This window comes from Pseudoduganella sp. jia 9, assembly GCF_055502615.1.
The window spans coordinates 271,868-285,701 of record NZ_JBUPWE010000004.1 but is presented as its reverse complement, the minus strand read 5'-3'; the positions used below and the strand labels follow the sequence as shown (position 1 = coordinate 285,701).

Annotated in this window: 12 protein-coding genes; 6 read left to right on the top strand and 6 right to left on the bottom strand. The window is 63.1% G+C overall.

The genetic code is table 11. The features are described from left to right. Positions 1 to 65: 65 nt before the first annotated feature. The 5 genes from hprK to ilvA all read right to left on the bottom strand — a co-directional run bounded on the left by hprK (position 66) and on the right by ilvA (position 4,426). Positions 66 to 1,001: an HPr(Ser) kinase/phosphatase gene (gene hprK, locus ACY34H_RS06175; RefSeq protein ID WP_130186459.1), complete on the bottom strand. Its 936-nt coding sequence runs from the start codon at positions 999 to 1,001 to the stop codon at positions 66 to 68. Between the two features lie 35 nt (positions 1,002 to 1,036). After that, positions 1,037 to 1,519: a PTS sugar transporter subunit IIA gene (locus ACY34H_RS06170; protein WP_464976605.1), complete on the bottom strand. Its 483-nt coding sequence runs from the start codon at positions 1,517 to 1,519 to the stop codon at positions 1,037 to 1,039. Beyond that, on the bottom strand, positions 1,503 to 1,676 hold the full coding sequence (locus tag ACY34H_RS06165) for a hypothetical protein (protein WP_464976604.1): 174 nt from the start codon (positions 1,674 to 1,676) through the stop codon (positions 1,503 to 1,505). The genes ACY34H_RS06170 and ACY34H_RS06165 overlap by 17 nt, the downstream gene beginning before the upstream one ends. Positions 1,677 to 1,848: 172 nt before the next feature. After that, positions 1,849 to 2,682, bottom strand: coding sequence for an NADPH-dependent 7-cyano-7-deazaguanine reductase QueF (gene queF, locus ACY34H_RS06160; RefSeq protein ID WP_464976603.1), 834 nt, complete (start codon positions 2,680 to 2,682; stop codon positions 1,849 to 1,851). Positions 2,683 to 2,893: 211 nt separating this feature from the next. Beyond that, complete coding sequence (gene ilvA, locus ACY34H_RS06155; RefSeq protein ID WP_464976602.1) at positions 2,894 to 4,426, bottom strand: threonine ammonia-lyase, biosynthetic; 1,533 nt, start codon at positions 4,424 to 4,426, stop codon at positions 2,894 to 2,896. A 246-nt stretch (positions 4,427 to 4,672) separates the two neighbouring features. On the opposite strand from ilvA, the gene ACY34H_RS06150 reads away from it, so the two are divergent. The 5 genes from ACY34H_RS06150 (at position 4,673) to ACY34H_RS06130 (ending at position 12,359) form a co-directional block, all read left to right on the top strand. After that, complete coding sequence (locus ACY34H_RS06150) at positions 4,673 to 5,167, top strand: YqaA family protein (RefSeq protein ID WP_464976601.1); 495 nt, start codon at positions 4,673 to 4,675, stop codon at positions 5,165 to 5,167. 227 nt (positions 5,168 to 5,394) lie between these two features. Next, positions 5,395 to 9,408 carry a DUF3683 domain-containing protein gene (locus ACY34H_RS06145; RefSeq protein ID WP_464976600.1) on the top strand — a complete coding sequence of 1,338 codons (4,014 nt, stop codon included), beginning with the start codon at positions 5,395 to 5,397 and terminating at the stop codon, positions 9,406 to 9,408. Beyond that, positions 9,405 to 9,872: an HIT family protein gene (locus ACY34H_RS06140; RefSeq protein ID WP_464976599.1), complete on the top strand. Its 468-nt coding sequence runs from the start codon at positions 9,405 to 9,407 to the stop codon at positions 9,870 to 9,872. The genes ACY34H_RS06145 and ACY34H_RS06140 overlap by 4 nt, the downstream gene beginning before the upstream one ends. A gap of 80 nt (positions 9,873 to 9,952) precedes the next feature. After that, the gene (locus tag ACY34H_RS06135) at positions 9,953 to 10,375 is read left to right on the top strand and encodes a gamma-butyrobetaine hydroxylase family protein (RefSeq protein ID WP_464976598.1); all 423 of its coding nucleotides are present in this window, start codon (positions 9,953 to 9,955) and stop codon (positions 10,373 to 10,375) included. A 268-nt stretch (positions 10,376 to 10,643) separates the two neighbouring features. Further along, complete coding sequence (locus tag ACY34H_RS06130; RefSeq protein ID WP_464976597.1) at positions 10,644 to 12,359, top strand: methyl-accepting chemotaxis protein; 1,716 nt, start codon at positions 10,644 to 10,646, stop codon at positions 12,357 to 12,359. Positions 12,360 to 12,604: 245 nt separating this feature from the next. Here ACY34H_RS06130 and ACY34H_RS06125 read toward each other — a convergent pair whose 3' ends face one another. Further along, positions 12,605 to 12,796: a hypothetical protein gene (locus tag ACY34H_RS06125; RefSeq protein WP_464976596.1), complete on the bottom strand. Its 192-nt coding sequence runs from the start codon at positions 12,794 to 12,796 to the stop codon at positions 12,605 to 12,607. Between the two features lie 288 nt (positions 12,797 to 13,084). On the opposite strand from ACY34H_RS06125, the gene ubiE reads away from it, so the two are divergent. Next, positions 13,085 to 13,819: a bifunctional demethylmenaquinone methyltransferase/2-methoxy-6-polyprenyl-1,4-benzoquinol methylase UbiE gene (ubiE, locus tag ACY34H_RS06120; protein WP_131148006.1), complete on the top strand. Its 735-nt coding sequence runs from the start codon at positions 13,085 to 13,087 to the stop codon at positions 13,817 to 13,819. Positions 13,820 to 13,834: the final 15 nt, after the last annotated feature.

The following is a 13,834-nucleotide window of genomic DNA, read 5'->3' as shown; positions in this document are numbered from 1 at the left end:
CGAGGCCCGATCTTACCGGCTCGTGTCGCAATGCGGCGCCAGCGATAGCGGGGCAGGTGGCGGCTTCAGTCCCCGCTCATCGCCTGCCGTTGCCGCTCCATGAACTCCTGCAGCGTATCGATCCCGCGCAGCTGCAGGATGGTGTTCCGTACGGCGGCTTCGAGCAGCACCGCGATGTTGCGGCCGGCGGCGACGGGGATCACGACCTTGCGGATCGGCAGGCCCAGCACGTCTTCGGTGGGGAACTGGAATGGCAGGCGTTCCACTTCTTCCTCGAGGGCGGAGCGGCGCACCAGGTGGACGATCAGCTTCAGGCGCATCTTCCGGCGTACCGCGGTTTCGCCGAAGATCGCCTTGATGTCCAGCAGCCCCAGCCCGCGCACTTCGAGCAGGTTCTGCAGCAGGGGCGGGCAGCGGCCCTCGATCATGTTCGGCGCGATGCGCGAGAACTCGACGGCATCGTCGGCCACCAGGCCATGGCTGCGGGAAATCAGTTCGAGGCCCAGCTCGCTCTTGCCCAGGCCGGAATCGCCGGTAATCAGCACGCCGACACCGAGCACGTCCATGAACACGCCATGCATGATGATGCGTTGCGCCAGCTTCTTCGACAGATACACGCGCAGGAAGTCGATCACCTGCGCCGCCGGCAGCGGCGTGGAGAACAGCGGAATATTCTTTTCGTCGCAGATCGCGAGAATGTCGGGCGGCGTTTCCAGCCCTTGCGCAACGATCAGTGCCGGCGGCCCGCCGGCGATCAGCTCGCCGATGACGTGGGCGCGCGTGAGTGCCTTGAGCCGATGGTAATAATTGATTTCCTGGTGTCCGAACACCTGGATACGGCCCGGATGGATCGTGTTCAGGTGGCCCACCTGGTCGGCGGCCGAGGCGGCATCGCCGGAGATCGTGCGTTCGCCGCCGGGAAAGCCGGCGAACCACCCCAGTTGCAAAGATTCCCGATTGTCGTCGTACAGGCGTTGAATCGTCAGGGGATTTTGCAGCATGGGCTTTTTTATTGTGGAGTAGGGCGAGGCCCGGTTTAACCTGCCGCCTGCAGACTGGGTTGCCAGTTCACGATGCGGCGATGGACGGACTGCGGGTCGGGATCGGTGGACAACGCCTGGCGGAAACTGTCGTCCGAGAACATTTCTGCGATCTCGGAAAGGATTTCCAGGTGCTGCTGCGTCACATGATCGGGAATCAGCAGGAAGAACAACAGGTTGACAGGCTTGCCGTCCGGCGATTCGAATGGAATCGGCTCGGCCAGCCGCACGAAGGCCGCCAGTGGCGACTTCAGGCTTTTCGCGCCCTTGACCCGGCCGTGCGGCACGGCCACGCCGTGGCCCAGGCCAGTCGAACCCAGCCGTTCACGGGCAAACAGGTTGTCCGAAACGGTCGAGCGGGCGATGCCGCAGTTATTCTCGAAAATAAGGCCTGCTTGCTCGAAAGCTCGCTTCTTGCTGGAAACTTCTAAATCCAGTTGAACGTTCTCGGGCGAAAGGATTTTACTCAGGTTGTTCATAACGCGACGTAATTGGTGCGGCGCACAAAGATGGCTGGCGAGCAGAATTATAGGCCTGTTTGTCCGCCGTGTAACCCGAAATTGCTCGGACCGGCAACGGCGCCTCGTTGCGGGCCAGCGTGCCATGCACGCGATGAAAAGTATCCAGTTTGGCCATGAATATGCCTGGCAATATGCGTGACGCTATTTCCACGTCAAAACAATGCCGGGCGCCGACATTTCCATCGCATGAAATCGCATTGACCGATTATTGCGCGTTTCCGGCCAACGTGCCGCGAGCATCCTGAAGCTGAGCATACTCTCATCGCGGCTGCTTTGCGCTGACTCAATTATTGTCTTGCGTTGCGTAAATTCGACGGCCGGCCGGCCTTGGTGAAATTGCTGCGCCAAGGATTGATGTCGAGCCCGCCACGACGGGTATACCGGGCGTATACGGTCAGGTGCGCCGGTTTGCACTCGCGCAGGATGTCGACAAAGATGCGTTCCACGCACTGTTCGTGGAATTCATTGTGTTCGCGAAAGCCGATCAGGTATTTCAACAGGCTTTCCTGGTCGATCTGCGGCCCGGAATAACTGATCTGCACACTGCCCCAGTCCGGCTGGCCGGTCACCAGGCAATTCGATTTCAGCAGGTGCGATACCAGGGTCTCTTCGACCGGCAGCTCATCGAAGTTCGCTTTCAGGATCGACGGCTGCGGCGAATACTGGTCGACCTCGATGTCCAGGCGGTCCAGCAGCAGGCCGTCCAGCTCGCCCATCCGCAGGGTCGCGAAGTCTTCCTGCATCGTCAGCGCCACCTGCACGTTCGCGCCAGTGGCAGCGGACAGGTCCTGCTGCAGCAGGTCGCGCAGCGCGTCCGGGCCACCCAGCCGTGTCTGGTTGAAGGAATTCAGGTACAACTTGAACGACTTCGATTCGATGATGTTCGGCGAATCGGCCGGCACCGTAATCCGCGCCACCGCCACCTGCGGTTTGCCACGCATGTTCAGCCACGACAGTTCGTAGGCATTCCAGAGGTCGACACCGAAGAACGGCAGCGTGCCGGTCAGGCCGAGCTCGTCACGCTTGCCGATGCGCGGAATCGGGAACAGCAGCTCCGGTGCGTAATCGGTGCGATAAGCGGAGTTCTTGCCGAGCGGAGAATGTTCGGGGGAATTCGACATGGCGGGCCTTCAAGACGGGACAGCCTGCCATGGTAGCGCAAAACCTCGAAGCAGGAAAACGCCTGGGCATGCATGGCAAAAATCAGGGACGGACCCTGTTTTTCAGGAAACCCGCGAAGAACAGGCCGGCGAGCGAACCCGATTTCCGGAAGTTTCCCAGAAAACAGGGTCCGTCCCTAATTTTGCCTAATTTTGCATTGGCAGTACGCTGTTACAGGAACAGCTTGTACACCGGGTTCTGCGTCTCGTCCCAGTACCGGTAGCCGAGCGTGGCGAGGAATTTGGCGAATTCGTCCATTTCTTCCGGCGGTACCTGCAGGCCGATCAGGATGCGGCCCACGTCACCACCCTGCGAGCGGTAGTGGCACAGGGAGATGTTCCAGTTCGGCGCCATGCTGTCGAGGAAGCGCATCAGCGCGCCCGGGCGCTCGGGGAATTCAAAACGGTACAGCAGTTCATCCTGGGCCAGCGCGCTCTTGCCGCCCACCAGGTGGCGCAGGTGGGACTTGGCCAGTTCGTCGTGCGTCAGGTCCAGCGTGCGGAAATCGTGCTCCTCGAAGCGGCGTGCCAGCGCGCTCGATTCGCCGCGGTCGGCGATCTGGATGCCGACGAAGACGTGGGCCTGTTCCTGGTCGCTGATCCGGTAGTTGAACTCGGTCACGTTGCGCGGGCCGATCAGGCCGCAGAAGCGCTTGAAGCTGCCGCGCTGTTCGGCCATCGTCACGGCAAACACGGCTTCGCGGAATTCGCCCAGCTCGGCGCGCTCGGCCACGAAGCGCAGCCGGTCGAAGTTCATGTTGGCGCCCGAGGTGACGGTGATCAGCGTCTCGTTGACGATCGGGTTCCTGGTCAGCGCGGCGCGCTCGATATAGGCCTTGGCGCCGGCCACGGCCAGCGCGCCGGACGGTTCCAGGATCGAGCGGGTATCGGTAAACACGTCCTTGATCGCCGCGCAGATCGCATCCGTGTCGACGATGATCACATCGTCCACGTACTGCTGCGCGAGGCGGAACGTTTCCTCGCCGACCAGGCGCACCGCGGTGCCGTCCGCGAACAGGCCCACGTCCGGCAGGGTCACGCGCTCGCCCGCCTTCAGGCTGCGCGCCATCGCATCGGCATCCATCGTTTCCACGCCGATGATCTTGATGTCCGGCCGGATCTGCTTGATGTACGCGGCCACGCCCGAGATCAGGCCGCCGCCGCCGATCGCGATGAAGATCGCATGGATCGGCCCGGAATGCTGGCGCAGGATCTCCATGCCGATCGTGCCCTGGCCGGCGATCACGTCGGGATCGTCGAACGGGTGCACGAACGTCAGCTTCTGTTCCTTTTCCAGCGTCAGCGCATGGTTGTAGGCATCGGTATAGGACTCGCCGTGCAGCAGCACTTCCACGTTGTCGCCGCCGCGCGCCTTGACCGCTTCGATCTTCAGCAGCGGTGTGGTGGTGGGCATCACGATCACGGCGCGGCAGCCCATGCGCGCGGCCGACAATGCCACGCCCTGCGCATGGTTGCCCGCGGAAGCACAGATCACGCCGCGCTTCAGCTGCGTTTCCGACAGGTGCGCCATCTTGTTGTAGGCACCGCGGATCTTGAAGCTGAATACGTCCTGGATATCCTCGCGCTTGAAGTAAATGCGGTTCTGGAAGCGCTGCGACAGGGTCGGCGCCAGTTCCAGCGGCGTTTCATGGGCAACGTCGTAGACGCGCGCGGTAAGGATCTTCTTCAGGTAGTCGGTAGTCATGGTCTCGAGCGGAGTAAATCCAGGCGGATGGCGGGGGCGATGAATCGACGGTGGATAACCGGGAAGTACCCGAACGGGTACAGGGTGCGCGGGGTGGTGCGTGCCTGTTCATTCGTGCGGGGTTGACATGGGTCGAATCATTATAATGGGAAGCTCCCGCTACCCGCCAAATCTTCATGATCGCCTTTGCATGATCGCAGCAACGTCATCGAAACCCCGTCATCGCATCTCCATGGTTGACACTGCATGATTGAGAGCGCCATCGCCTGGCTGCTGGCCTTCCTGGCGGCGCCGGAAGTGGGGTTGACGTCGGTATTCATCATCTCGTTCATTTCCGCGACCCTCGTTCCGCTCGGCTCCGAACCGGCCGTGTTTGCCGTCTGCAAGGCCAACCCCGAACTGTTCTGGCCCGCGATCCTCGTGGCCACCTGCGGCAACACGCTGGGCGGCGTGGTCGACTACTGGATGGGGTATTACGCCAAGGCGGCTTTCGCGAAGGAACGCGAAAGCCGCTGGTTCGGCTGGCTGTCGCACTACGGCGCGAAGACGATGCTACTGTCGTGGCTGCCCGGCATCGGCGACCCGCTGTGCACCCTCGGCGGCTGGCTGAAGCTGCCGTTCTGGCCCGCCGTGGGCTACATGGCGATCGGCAAGTTCGCCCGTTACCTGACCATGACGGTCGCGCTGCTGTACATCCCCGACGGTTTCTGGCGTTCGCTGGTGAATCTGCTGGGTGGTTGAAGCGCTACACTTTATTTTGCTCGGACGGAATGCGCGCACGTTTTTGATATTTTTGCATGTCAAAGCCGCATGGATGTCGTTCATCGGTGAATGTTGCCGAATATTATTTCGTCACTTTACGTACACGTAACCCGGCAAAAAATAGGGGTGTTGGGGCGTGGTGCGCCGCAATAAGTTAAAATGGACCCCTTAGTGACCATCTCCAGCGTCTTCTGTATCCCCCACACATGAACGCACCAGCACACATCCAGGCCCTGCTCGCAGAATCGCCGGACGGCCACGCGCCGACCCGCGTCCGTGAAATCCCGTACAACTACACATCGTTCTCCGACCGCGAAATCGTCATTCGCCTGCTGGGCGAGGAGTCGTGGCAACTGCTGGACGAACTGCGCAGTGCCCGCCAGACCGGCCGCTCCGCGCGCATGCTGTACGAGGTGCTGGGCGATATATGGGTGGTACGCCGCAACCCCTACCTGCAGGACGACCTGCTGGACAACCCGAAACGCCGCCAGGCGCTGATCGACGCGCTGCATCACCGCCTGTCCGAAGTGGACAAGCGGCGCATGGCCATCGACGCCGATGAAACCGGTGAAGCCGCCGCGAAGCGCGCCGCCAGCGTCGAAAAGCTGCTGGCCGCCGCCGGCAAGGCCGTGGCCGATTTCGGCGAGGAATTCCGCCTGATGTACGACCTGCGCAAGCGCGCGGTCAAGGTGCTGGGCCGCTACACCGCCAAGCACAACATCTGCTTCGACGGCATGAAGCGCGTCTCGCACGTGACCGACGCCACCGACTGGCGCGTCGAGTACCCGTTCGTCGTGCTCACGCCGGATGCGGAAGAGGAAATGGCTGGTCTCGTGAAAGGCTGCATCGAACTGGGCCTGACGATCATCCCGCGCGGCGGCGGCACCGGCTATACCGGCGGCGCCATCCCGCTGACGCCGCTGTCGGCAGTGATCAACACGGAAAAGCTGCTGCGCATCGATCCCGTGGAGATGAAGGTGCTTCCTGGCCTCGATCGCGATTACGCCACCATCTACACCGAGGCGGGCGTGATCACGAACCAGGTGTCGGTTGCGGCCGAGAAGGCCGGCTTCGTGTTCGCGGTCGACCCCACGTCGGCGCATGCCTCGTGCATCGGCGGGAACATCGCGATGAACGCGGGCGGCAAGAAGGCCGTGCTGTGGGGCACCGCGCTGGACAACCTGGCATCGTGGCGCATGGTCGACCCGAACGGCGACTGGCTCGACGTCACGCGCCTGGATCACAACCTGTCGAAGATCCACGACACGCCGCTGGCCCGTTTCAAGCTGGAATGGACGCACCCGAACGCCAAGGGCGAGGCGAAGGGCGCGCCATTCAAGACCGAGATCCTGGAAATCGCCGGCCGCAAGTTCCGCAAGGAAGGCCTCGGCAAGGACGTGACCGACAAGTTCCTGGCCGGCCTGCCGGGCATCCAGAAGGAAGGCTGCGACGGTCTCATCACGTCGGGGCGCTGGATCCTGCACAAGATGCCGAAGTTTACGCGTACCGTCTGCCTGGAATTCTTCGGCCAGGCGCGCGATGCGATTCCGTCGATCGTCGAGATCAAGGATTACCTGGACGGCCTGCCGGCGCAGGGCGAGCAGTTCGCCACGCTGCGCCTTGCCGGCCTGGAGCACCTCGACGAGCGCTACCTGCGCGCCGTCGGCTACGCCACCAAGTCGAAGCGCGGTGTGCTGCCGAAGATGGCGCTGTTCGGCGACATCGTCGGCGACGATGAATCCGCCGTGGCGCTGGCCGCATCCGAAGTGGTGCGCCTGGCCAATACCCGCGTCGGCGAGGGCTTCGTTGCCGTCAGCCCGGAAGCGCGCAAGAAATTCTGGCTCGACCGCGCCCGTACGGCGGCGATCGCCAAGCACACCAACGCGTTCAAGATCAACGAGGACGTCGTCATCCCGCTGAACCGGATGGGCGAATACACGGACGGCATCGAGCGCATCAACGTCGAGCTGTCGATCAAGAACAAGCTGCAGCTGGCTGCCGCGCTGCGCGAGTACGTCGAAGCGGGCAACCTGCCGATCGGCAAGAGCGACGACGCGTCGGAAGACGGCGTCGGCGATGCCGAAATGCTGGGCGACCGCCCGCAGCAGGCCCTGGCCCTGCTCGACCAGGTGCAGGAACGCTGGGCCTACATCCTGGCCAACCTGGACAAGCCGCTGGATGCCGCGCGGCTCGAGCTGTACCAGCTCGGCCTGCAGGACCTGAGCGCTCTGTTCGAAGAACGCCTGCAGCGCCAGCCGGCCGCCACGCTGTTCGACGTGGTGCAGGACCGCACCGTGCGCATCAGCTGGAAGCAGGAGATCCGCGCCGTGCTGCGCCAGATCTTCAACGGCGCCGCCTACAAGCCGATCCTCGACGAAGCGCAGGCGATCCACAAGAAGATCCTGCGCGGCCGCGTGTTCGTGGCGCTGCACATGCACGCCGGCGACGGCAACGTGCACACCAACCTGCCGGTGAACTCGGATCATTACGAGATGCTGCAGGACGCGCACCAGGCCGTGGCCCGCATCATGAAGCTGGCGCGTTCGCTGAACGGCGTGATCTCGGGCGAACACGGCATCGGCATCACCAAGCTGGAATTCCTCACCGAAGACGAAATCGGCGAATTCCGCGACTACAAGCTGCGTGTCGACCCGGAAGGCCGCTTCAACAAGGGCAAGCTGCTGAACCTGCCCGGCATGGATGCCGACTTGCGCAACGCGTACACGCCGTCGTTCGGCCTGATGGGCCATGAGTCGCTGATCATGCAGCAAAGCGATATCGGCGAGATCGCCAACAGCATCAAGGACTGCCTGCGCTGCGGCAAGTGCAAGCCGGTCTGCAACACGCACATCCCGCGTGCAAACCTGCTGTACTCGCCACGCGACAAGATCCTGGCGACGTCGTCGCTGATCGAGGCCTTCCTGTACGAGGAGCAGACCCGCCGCGGCATCTCGATCCGCCACTGGGAAGAGTTCGAGGACGTGGCCGATCACTGCACCGTGTGCCACAAGTGCGAGACGCCATGCCCGGTGAACATCGACTTCGGCGACGTGTCGATGAACATGCGCAACCTGCTGCGCAAGATGGACAAGCGCTCGTTCAATCCGGCCAAGGCCGCCACGATGTTCTTCCTGAACGCGACCGATCCGGGCACCGTCAACGCGGCGCGGCAGGCCATTGTCGGAGTCGGCGCCAAGGCCCAGCGCCTGGGCAACGAAGTGTTCAAGAAGGTGGCGCGCCAGCAGACCAAGGCACCGCCGCCGACCACGGGCAAGCCGCCGATCCGCGAGCAGATCATCCACTTCGTCAACAAGAAGATGCCGGGCAACCTGCCGAAGAAGACGGCGCGCGCGCTGCTCGATATCGAAGACGACAAGATGATCCCGATCATCCGCGATCCGAAGAAGACCAATGCCAACACGGAAGCGGTGTTCTACTTCCCGGGCTGCGGCTCCGAGCGGCTGTTCTCGCAGGTGGGCCTGGCTACCCAGGCCATGCTGTGGGAAGTGGGCGTGCAGACGGTGCTGCCGCCGGGCTACCTGTGCTGCGGCTATCCGCAGCGCGGCTCGGGCGACTACGACAAGGCCGAGAAGATGATGACGGATAACCGCGTCCTCTTCCACCGCATGGCCAACACGCTGAACTACCTGGACATCAAGACCGTGCTCGTCTCGTGCGGTACCTGCTACGACCAGCTGGCCACGTACGAATTCGAGAAGATCTTCCCCGGCTGCCGCATCATGGACATCCATGAATACCTGCTGGAGAAGAACGTCAAGCTGGAAGGCGTGACCGGTACCCGCTACATGTACCACGATCCCTGCCATACGCCGATGAAGCTGCAGGACCCGATGAAGACCGTGAACGCGCTGGTGCAGACGCACGACAGCGTGAAGATCGAGAAGAACGACCGCTGCTGCGGCGAGTCGGGCACGCTGGCCGTGGCGCGGCCGGACATCTCCACGCAGGTGCGCTTCCGCAAGGAAGAAGAGATGGTCAAGGGCGCGGACAAGCTGCGTGCCGACGGCTTCGATGGCGACGTGAAGATCCTCACGAGCTGCCCGGCGTGCTTCCAGGGCCTGTCGCGCTTCAACGAGGATTCGGGCACCACCGCCGACTACATCGTCGTGGAAATCGCCCGCCACCTGCTGGGCGAGAACTGGATGCCCGATTACGTGAAGCGCGCCAACGACGGCGGCATCGAGCGCGTGCTGGTATGACGCAGAACGACGCGGTGAACGGCGCGATGGCCTGCGACCTGTGCACCCTGCTGGCGGCGCCCCCTGCGGGCACCGTCATCTGGAGCGACGATGCGCTGTCCGTTGTCGCTGTCGACGAGCCGGGCTACCCCGGTTTCACGCGCGTGGTGTGGAATGCGCACGTCAGGGAGATGACCGACTTGCCGGCCGCGGAGCGCGATCGCGTGATGCGTGCCGTGTGGGCCGTGGAAGCGGCGCTGCGCGACGTGCTCGCGCCGCACAAGGTCAACGTGGCCAGCTTCGGCAACATGACCCCGCACGTGCACTGGCACGTGATTCCCCGCTATGCGGACGATGCGCACTTCCCCAACCCCACGTGGGGCACGCGCCAGCGCGATCCTGCCGCTGCCGCGCTGGCCGTGCGCACCGCCTTGCTGCCCGAGCTGCACGCCACGATCCGCGAACGCATGACGCATGAGGCATGAGGCGTGACGCACGAAGCACGAAGCACGAAGCACGAAGCACGAAGCACGAAGCATAGAAAACTGACCTAAGCTGATTCATTATGGCCAATCCCACCGCTATTACCCTGCATAACAAATCGCGCACCCTCGAAATCGCTTTCGACGATGGCGCATCGTTCAACATCCCCTTCGAGCTGCTGCGCGTGTATTCGCCGTCGGCCGAAGTGCAGGGCCACGGCCCCGGGCAGGAAACGCTGCAGGTCGGCAAGCGCGACGTCGGCATCACCGACCTGGAACCCGTGGGCCAGTACGCGCTGAAGCCAATCTTTACGGACGGGCACTCCTCCGGCCTGTACACCTGGCAGTACCTTTACGAGCTGGGTGCTAACCGCGATGCGCGCTGGCACGACTACATCGGCCGCCTGCATGCCGCCGGCTTCTTCGGCGATACCGGGCGCGAACCGGGCGCCGTCCTCCACGGCACGGAGACCAAGGCCCATCACGGCTGCGGCCACCGCCACTGACCCATCACCGCCGGCTGTGCTGCTCGTCGGCAAGCTGTTGTAAAAAAGCTGTCCCCAACGTTGTTTAGCAACCAGCTCGGCAGTTGGGGCGGATCTGCCATCGTTGCACGCAAGTCGTGCAAAACGGGATCGGGTCGAGATCTTTCTAGCAAGTTTCTGTTGCTCTGCGGCTACTTTCTGGTGCATTCCAACGGTGCGATATTGTGCGCACCAAAGCGTGGCAGGAGAATACGGTTCTCTGACCGCTGCGCTTTTCCAGGAAGACCACATGCCCAAACTTACCGTTCGATTCAGCCTGATGGCTGCGCTATGCCTGTTTACCGTGATGATCGCGATCGGCGCGGCGCTTGGTGTGTTCATGATCAAGCGCTCCAACGGCGCATTGTCGCTGGTGCAGGATATTGCCCTGGAAACGCAGGCAATCAATGACGTCTACAAGGACGCCACCCGCGTTCGCTCCAGCCTGAACCGCGCCTATTCGGAATCGCGCGACGGCGGCCAGGTCGCCGGCAACGGCAGCGCCCTCGGCAATGCCACGAATTACCTGGTCCGCACACGCAAGGCGCTGGCCGATTTTGCTGCTGCGCCGCCATCCCAGGGGACCGATGCCCAACTGCGCAACGATCTCGTCGCGTCATCGACCCGCATGCTCGATACGCTCGAAGGGGCCATTGCCGCGCTGAAGAGCAATGACATTGCCGCCTTCGCCACGATCAACAGCCGCGACCTGACACCGCGCGGTGCCGAGATCTCGACGCTGCTGGAAAAGTTCCAGAAGCAGAACACCGAGCGCGGCGAAGCGCTGATGAAGGAGCGCAACGGCGAGTACCGGCTGGTGCTGTGGCTGGTGGCGCTGGGCCTGGCCGGTGCAATGGCGCTGGTCATCGGCATGCACGTATTCCTGCGCAACCTCGTCATCTCGCCGCTGGAGCGCGCCGTGCAATTGCTGGACGGCGTGGCGCACGGCGACCTCACCGCCCAGGTGGAAGCACGGGGCAACAACGAGATCGACCGCCTGATGGGCGGCATCGGCAAGATGCAGCAAAGCCTGATCGAGATGGTGTCGAACGTGCGCGCCGGTGCCCAGGCGATCGGCACGGCCGCCAACGAGGTTGCCATGGGCAACCAGGATCTCTCCTCGCGAACGGAAAGCCAGGCCAGTGCGCTGGAAGAAACGGCCGCCACGATGGAAGAGCTGACCAGCACCGTGCAGAGTACCGCCGACAACACGATGCAGGCGCGCGAGCTGGTCGAGGCAGCCTCCACGAAGGCGGCGGCGGGCGGTGCCGTCATGGGCCAGATGTCGGAGACCATGGCGGCGATCGACGCATCGTCGCGCAAGGTGGTCGACATCATCGGCGTGATCGACGGCATTGCTTTCCAGACCAATATCCTGGCGCTGAACGCGGCCGTGGAAGCAGCGCGCGCAGGCGAGCAGGGCCGCGGCTTTGCCGTGGTGGCTTCCGAGGTGCGCACGCTGGCCCAGCGCAGCGCCGCGGCAGCCAGGGAAATCAAGGGGCTGATCGCCGATTCCGTCGACAAGGTGGGCTCCGGCAGCATGCTGGCGACTCAGGCGGCGCAGGCCATGAACGAGATGGTGGCCAGCGTCGAACGCGTGACGGGCATCGTCGTCGATATCGCCGAAGCGAGCCGCGAGCAGAGCAACGGCATTGCGCAGGTGAACCAGTCGATCACGCAGATGGATGAAGTCACGCAGCGCAATGCGGCGCTGGTCGAGGAAGCGGCTGCCGCCACGCAAGCGATGCAGCACGAGACGGAAAACCTGCTGGGCGCCGTCAGCGCCTTCAAGCTGTCGAACGATGCCGCTCCTGTTCCAGCACGTGCCCATGCTCCTGCACCTGCATCGCCAAGGCCGGTGGTTGCGCTGCCGCGCGCGGCCGCGTCCGGGAAGGCGCCGCAGCCGCGCGCGCAGAAGCCGGCAGCCAGCAAGGCGCCTGCCGCGGACGAGTGGGAAGAGTTCTAAACCGGTTTCGTGGTGACCGGTGCGGCACGGCAGGTGGCGCACCGGAGGCAAGCGCGATGCGACAGCAGTGTGGCGGATGGCTTCAAGCTGATACCGCCGATGTTGCCGGGCGGCCTGGATGACGTGCTGCACTCATCGTGGCAGAACTGCAACGGCGCGGATCGTTCCGCACCCATTCCAGCAATACCACTTCGCGCGAACTGCGCCGAAGGCAGGGCCCGAAGGCCCAGGTGTCAATTGGCTTGTCAGTTGACTGCGCCAGCGCGGCGGCGCTGCACGTATTCCTCGTAGCGGCGCTGTTCGCGTTCCCAGATGTAGCGGAAGGCGGCACGGGCGGCCGGCGGCAGCGTACGGATCGCCTCGGCATTGAACGGCATCGGTGCGGGCGGCTTGCCACCCTGGGCGCGGCGCGCCTGCGCATCCGTTGCGTCGATCATCTGGCGAGTTGCCTCATCGATCTCCGGAAAATGAATATCCTTGGGGAGTTGATGTTGAAGCTCCATTGTCTTCCTCCGTAATCAGTAGACAGATGCCGTGTCGAAGAGACCGGCTTGATCGCTTAACGCTGCCTTGTGGAGGGTGGTTGACATGATTTTGAAAAAGTGTTTGAAATTGCATAATCGGCAATGTGTGTTGAGCCGGCGACCCACGAGCGCTACCTCCTGGATGACGCTTGTATAATGCCGGGAGATCAACCGCCCCAGCGCAATCATTCACCTACGCTAATGACCAACACCACCCATTTCGGTTACAAGACCGTCAACGAGGATGAGAAAGTAAAGGAAGTCGCCAAGGTCTTCCATTCCGTCGCTGCCAAGTACGACGTGATGAACGACCTGATGTCCGGCGGCCTGCACCGCATCTGGAAGACGTTCACCATTGCCAATGCGGGCGTGCGCCCCGGCATGAAGGTGCTGGACATTGCCGGCGGCACGGGCGACCTGGCCAAGGCGTTCGCCAAGCAGGCCGGGCCGACCGGCGAGGTCTGGCTTACCGACATCAACGAATCGATGCTCCGCGTGGGCCGCGACCGGCTCTTGAACAAGGGCCTCGTGACCCCCACCTTGTTGTGCGATGCGGAGAAGCTGCCGTTCCCGGACAATTATTTCGACCGTGTCAGCGTGGCCTTCGGCCTGCGCAACATGACGCACAAGGACCAGGCGCTGGCGGAAATGCGCCGCGTGCTCAAGCCCGGCGGCAAGCTGCTGGTGCTGGAATTCTCGAAGGTGGCCGAGCCGCTGCAAAAACCGTACGACCTGTATTCGTTCTCGGTGCTGCCATGGCTGGGCAAGCGGATCGCCAACGATTCGGAAAGCTACCGTTATCTCGCCGAATCGATCCGCATGCATCCCGACCAGGAAACGCTGAAGACGATGATGCAGGCGGCAGGGCTGGAGCGGGTCCAGTATTACAACCTGACGGCAGGTGTGGCCGCTTTACATACCGGCATCAAATTGTAGTCAACACAGGACAAA